Below are 5,104 nucleotides of genomic sequence, written 5' to 3'. Positions count from 1 at the left end.
ACCCCTGGACCCCACAGGAACGGGGTCCCCCCCATCCCCCCGCCCACCACGGAGGGCACCTGCCGACCACCACCCCGACAGGCGCCCTCCGCCGGACGGCCATAGATGTACTCCGTACCCGACGAAGCGTGGTACCTGAAACCGGAGTTCGTCCCCGACGAGGCCCCGGCGCGACGATCCGAAGGTGCCCGCGATTGACTTTCTGAGTCCACCGAATCAGAATCGCGCTGTCGACGTGAGTCCCCGACCTGAGTGGTCCACGCGACGTGGGGCCGCACGTTCGGTGCGCGGAGAGCTAGGGAGATTCGATGCGACAGTCGGACTGGAAATCGGTTCTGGACGCGGCGGCCCGGGCGGCCCTCGAACACCTGGAGGCCCTGCCCGACCGCCCGGTCCTCCCGGCGTCGGCGGATCACGAGGCGATCCGTTCCGTGCTGGACCGCCCGCTGACGCGCGAAGGCGTCGACGCCGCGCGGGTGGTGGGCGAACTCGCCCGCGATCTGGAGCCGTACATCACCGCCCAGGCCGGCGGACGCTACTTCGGATTTGTCGTCGGCGGACTGCACCCGGCGGCGCTGGGAGCCGACGTTCTCGTCTCGGCGTGGGACCAGAACGCACCGATGTTCGCCGGCGCCCCAGGGGTCTCGGTCGCCGAGGAACTCGCCGCGCGCTGGCTGGTGGACCTCGTCGGCCTGCCCTCCCAGAGCTCCGTCGGATTTGTCACCGGCGGACAGATGGCCACCTTCACCTGCCTGGCCGCGGCCAGGCACGAGGTGCTGCGGGAAGTGGGCTGGGACGTCGAGGCACGCGGCCTGCCCGGGGCACCGCCCCTGACCGTCGTGGTCAAGTCGGGGGCCCACGCCACCGTACTGCGGGCCCTGCGGTTCCTCGGCCTGGGCGAACAGGCCGTGGTCAGCGTGGCCTGCGACGACCAGGACCGGATACGGCCCGACGCACTCCAGGAAGCGCTGGCCACCATCCAGGGGCCGACGATCGTGGTCGTGGAGTGCGGGAACGTCAACACCGGGGCCTTCGACGACTTCGACGCGGTGGCCGACCTGGCGCGGGCCCACCGGGCGGCGGGCCACCCGACCTGGGTGCACGTCGACGGCGCCGTCATGCTGCTGGCCGCCGCGTCGCCCGCCATGGCCGACCGGGTGAAGGGGCTGGACCGGCTCGACTCCTGGTCCACCGACGGCCACAAACTCCTGAACGTCGCCTACGACTGCGGCATCGCCATCTCCCGTAACGCCGCCGCCCACCGGGCCGCGATGAGCGTGCAGGCCGCCTACCTGGAACAGGACAACGCCGCCCGCGACCCCCTCGACTGGGGCCCGGACTTCTCCCGCCGAGCCCGCGGGGTCCCGGTCTACGCCACCCTGCGCTCCCTCGGCCGCCAGGGCGTCGCCGAACTGGTCGAGCGCACCACCCACCTGGCCCGGCGTTTCGCCGACGCGCTCGGCGGCAGCGGATACGCCCGGATCGTCAACGACGTCGTCTCGAACCAGGTCCTGGTGCGCTGGGAGGCACCCGACGGCGACCACGGACGCCTGGCCGACACCGTCATGGCCGGTGTACGCGCCGAAGGCACCGCGTTCTTCACCGGCACCACCTACCGCGGCGAACGCCTCATGCGGATCTCCGTCTCGGACTGGGCGACAGACGAGGACGACGTCGACCGCGCCGTGGAGGCACTGCTGCGCCACGCCCGCCTCGCCACCGGACGATGACCCGGCGCCCGTGCGTCCCGGGGCAGGACTCCGGGTCACCGGTGGACGGGATCGGACGGGATCGAGGGCGATCGGGGGCGACACTGAACCGGTGAAAGCGACCTCGGAATCCGCCCGGTCCGGCCGCCCCTTGGGCTTCGACCGGAGCGAAGCCCTCACCCGCCTGATGACACTGTTCTGGGAGACCGGTTTCGAACGGGTCACCCAGCAGCAGATGGCCGCCGCGACCGGCCTGTCGACCTCCAGCCTGTACAACACGTTCGGTACGAAGGCCGAGATCTACCGGGAGGCGATGGACGACTACCTGCTCCGGATGCGGGCGGTCCTCGAACCTCTCGAAGACGGCGTCCGAGGACGGGAAGACGTCCTGGAGACCCTCACACGCGTCGCGGACGTACTCGACAGCGCGTACGGACGCTTCGGATGCATGGCCACCACCGCGATGACGGCACCTGCCGACGAGTACGTCGTGACCGCGACCGAGCGTTATCGCGAACGGATCAGGGCGGCGTTCCGCGCCGTCGCCGAACGCGCCCGCGACCTGGGTGAGAACGTGCGGGACCCGGTCACCACCGCGAACCTGATGACCGCGGCCTTGCTGGGAACCCTCACCGTCGCGCGCGCGGCCCCCGACAGCCCCGAACTCGCGGCCCAACTGCGGGCGCTCCGCGACTTCGTGAACGGCTGGCGTTCTCCCTGAGTTCGTCGTGTCCCGTCCGCGGTGGCGGGGCTCACCGATAGGAGGTGTAGTCCGGCTGTTCGTCCCAGAAGTACGCGGGACCCAGCTCGTCGCCCACTCTCGCCTTGATCCGGGAGTAGACGGCGAGCGACGCGGCCCAGGGCCGTGAGCAGGCCTTGATGTCGGCGAGGCCGTCGGTGTCGAAGCGCAGGACGGCGGCGATTTCGATCGGCCGGCCCTTGATGTCACCGGCGAAGAGCGCCATGCGCTGGTCGCCGCGGTTCAGCGCGAGATCGCTCCACTGCCTGTCTCCGTAGACCGAGCTGGCGTGTCCGAGGAGCTTCCGGGACATCGGCTCCGGGGACACGCTCCTGCGCAGAACCGGGCTGTGGAAGCGCAGCGAGGGACTGTAGTCGTGCGAGGGCTTGGCGTGGAACTCGCCGGTGTCGGGGCTGAGTTCGGGTACGTTCCACACCTCCACCGGCAGGTCCGGCAGGCTTCGCCTGACCTGGTCGCGTACCAGCGTGAAGGCGTACATCCGGTTGAGGAAGCTCTTGAGCCCGGTCAGCCTCCCCTGGGCGTCGTACGTGGCCAGCAGCAGGTGGTCGACGGGCTCCCCCTCGATCTCCCCCGACCGCAGCACACCTTCCCGGCCCTCGCTCACGAAGTGCTCCGTGATCTCACCCTTCCGGACCGCGGCCCCCTCCGCCGCGATCAGTCGCGCCGCCTGCCGGCCGGTCAGGCCCGGGTGGTCGGTCAGCGCGCTCTCCCACACCGCCTCCGGGACGGCGGCGGAAAGCAACGACCGCTCGGTGAGCCCGGAGGCCAAGAGCTCCACGAGGGTGCGACGTGACGACATGTCCGCCGACCTCCTTTCGATGACGGGTGACGATGACGGATGACGGGGCGTGATTCTCGGAAGGCCGCGGCGACGCCGCCCCCCGTCGTTCAGAGGTCGCGCAGGCCCCGGACGAACTGCGCCAGAGTGGTGCCGATCAGGTCCGGGCTGTCCTCCTGGACGAAGTGCACGCCCGGAACGGTCACCTCGACCTGGTTGGGCCACGTCCGGCAGAACGCGCGGGGACCCCCGACCAGAATCGCGCCGGGGTCCGCGTCGAGGAAGAGCTTGGGCACGGGGGACCGGGCCAGCCACGCGCCGTAGTCCGTGACGATCCGTACCACCTCGGCGGGTTCGCCGGCGATCGGCAGATGCCGGGGCCAGCTGAGCGTGGGGCGGCGGCTCTCGCCCGGGACGAGGTACGGCGCGCGGTAGACCGCCATCTCCTCCTCGTCCAGATCCCGCAGGACCCCCGCCGGCAACACCCGCTCCACGAACAGGTTGTCGTCCAGCACCATGGACTCGCCCGCGGGCGAGCGGAAGCCGCGGAAGGTGCGGCGAGGGGCTTCCTTCCAGTCCTCCCAGCTCATCGGTGCCACGATCGACTCCATGTAGGCGATTCCCGCGACCCGGTCCTGGTGCTGGTACGCCCAGTCGAAACCGAGCGCGGAACCCCAGTCGTGAAGGACCAGCACCACCTCGTCGCCGAGATCCAGGTGCTCCCACAGGGCGAACAGGTGCTCCCGCTGCTCCTGGTAGGTGTACCGGTCCGGGCCTGACGGCGCGAGGCGTCCCGAGTCCCCCATCCCCACGAGATCGCAGGCGATCAGCCGGCCCAGTCCCGCCAGGTGCGGCATCACGTTCCGCCACAGGTAGGAGGAGGTCGGGTTGCCGTGCTGGAAGAGGATCGGGAGCCCTTCGCCCTCGTCGATGTAGGCCATCCGTACGCCGTTGATGTCCGCGAACTTCTTGTCGGCGTAGGGACGGGTGCTCATTCTTCCTCCTGGACGGGCGGAGCCGTGACGTCGTCGAACTCGACGGTGAGGTCGTCGAGGTCCACGGTGATGACCGGGGTGGAACCGAGAGGACCGCCCGGTGGCCGGGGCAGGACGTAACGGTGCGTCGGGAAGACCAGGCCGGAGACGGAGCGGTGCGCCTCCGTGAGGTGCGCGGCGGGCAGACCGCCCAGGGCGTGGGGCGCGTAGTCGAGCCGGCGCTGCGTTCCGTCCTCGCCGAAGTACCAGGTCTGCGGCGAGCTGTGGGTCACGACGCTCTCCGGGAACGTCACCCGGAGCCGGCGCCAACGCTCGCCGTTCACTTCCACCGGGTCCAGTTCCTCGGTCCCGACTCCGGGCACGGTCAACAGGAGGGGCGCGGTGAGGTAGTTCCACAGGCCGTATCCGGCGAAGTGAAGGGCGTGCAGCGCGTCCCATCGCGCGTGCGCCTCGAAGACCGGGTAGGCCTTCCGGGGCTGGTCCCGCGTCAGCAGGGCCGTGCCGTCCGCCTGTTCGACGGTCACCCTGTCCGGGGTGTAGACGCCACGCCGTGCCGGACCGGTGAACCCGGTGAACACCGTGCGCTGTTGGCGCAGGTCGACCTCGACGCCGACGCCGTCCAGGATGCCGGGCTGCCCGACGCGGTCCCAGGTCGGGCCCCGCATGCGGAGCCGGCCGCGCACCGTGCGGGTCCGGCTCCACCGCTCGGCACCGCCCGCGGCGGACAACGCCAGTCGAACGAGCCCGGCACCCGCGTTCGCCTTCTCACCCATGGCTTCTTGTCACCCTCGCGTCCGTACGCGCCAAGTTCAGTCAGTGAACTGGAGTAACGTAGCACGCAGTTCGGTGAGCGAACCACGAA

The 5,104-nt window shown here is 70.6% G+C and carries 5 protein-coding genes; 2 read left to right on the top strand and 3 right to left on the bottom strand.

What is annotated here, in order from left to right:
- The first annotated feature begins 308 nt into the window (after positions 1-308).
- Positions 309-1,730, top strand: a complete 1,422-nt coding sequence (locus tag HA039_RS00900; RefSeq protein ID WP_167022274.1) for a pyridoxal phosphate-dependent decarboxylase family protein — start codon at positions 309-311, stop codon at positions 1,728-1,730.
- Between the two features lie 91 nt (positions 1,731-1,821).
- The gene (locus HA039_RS00895) at positions 1,822-2,430 is read left to right on the top strand and encodes a TetR/AcrR family transcriptional regulator (RefSeq protein WP_167022271.1); all 609 of its coding nucleotides are present in this window, start codon (positions 1,822-1,824) and stop codon (positions 2,428-2,430) included.
- A 31-nt stretch (positions 2,431-2,461) separates the two neighbouring features.
- On the opposite strand, the gene HA039_RS00890 is transcribed toward HA039_RS00895, so the two are convergent.
- The 3 genes from HA039_RS00890 to HA039_RS00880 form a co-directional block, all read right to left on the bottom strand.
- Complete coding sequence (locus HA039_RS00890; RefSeq protein ID WP_167022268.1) at positions 2,462-3,268, bottom strand: hypothetical protein; 807 nt, start codon at positions 3,266-3,268, stop codon at positions 2,462-2,464.
- An 89-nt stretch (positions 3,269-3,357) separates the two neighbouring features.
- The gene (locus HA039_RS00885; RefSeq protein ID WP_167022265.1) at positions 3,358-4,242 is read right to left on the bottom strand and encodes a haloalkane dehalogenase; all 885 of its coding nucleotides are present in this window, start codon (positions 4,240-4,242) and stop codon (positions 3,358-3,360) included.
- On the bottom strand, positions 4,239-5,015 hold the full coding sequence (locus HA039_RS00880) for a hypothetical protein (RefSeq protein WP_167022262.1): 777 nt from the start codon (positions 5,013-5,015) through the stop codon (positions 4,239-4,241). Before HA039_RS00880 ends, HA039_RS00885 begins: the two co-directional genes overlap by 4 nt.
- Between the last annotated feature and the right edge of the window lie 89 nt (positions 5,016-5,104).

The sequence above is a fragment of the Streptomyces liangshanensis genome (assembly GCF_011694815.1).
Classification (GTDB): Bacteria; Actinomycetota; Actinomycetes; order Streptomycetales; family Streptomycetaceae; genus Streptomyces; species Streptomyces liangshanensis.
The sequence above is the reverse complement of the archived record's forward strand: the minus strand, read 5'-3'. Positions and strand labels throughout refer to the sequence as shown.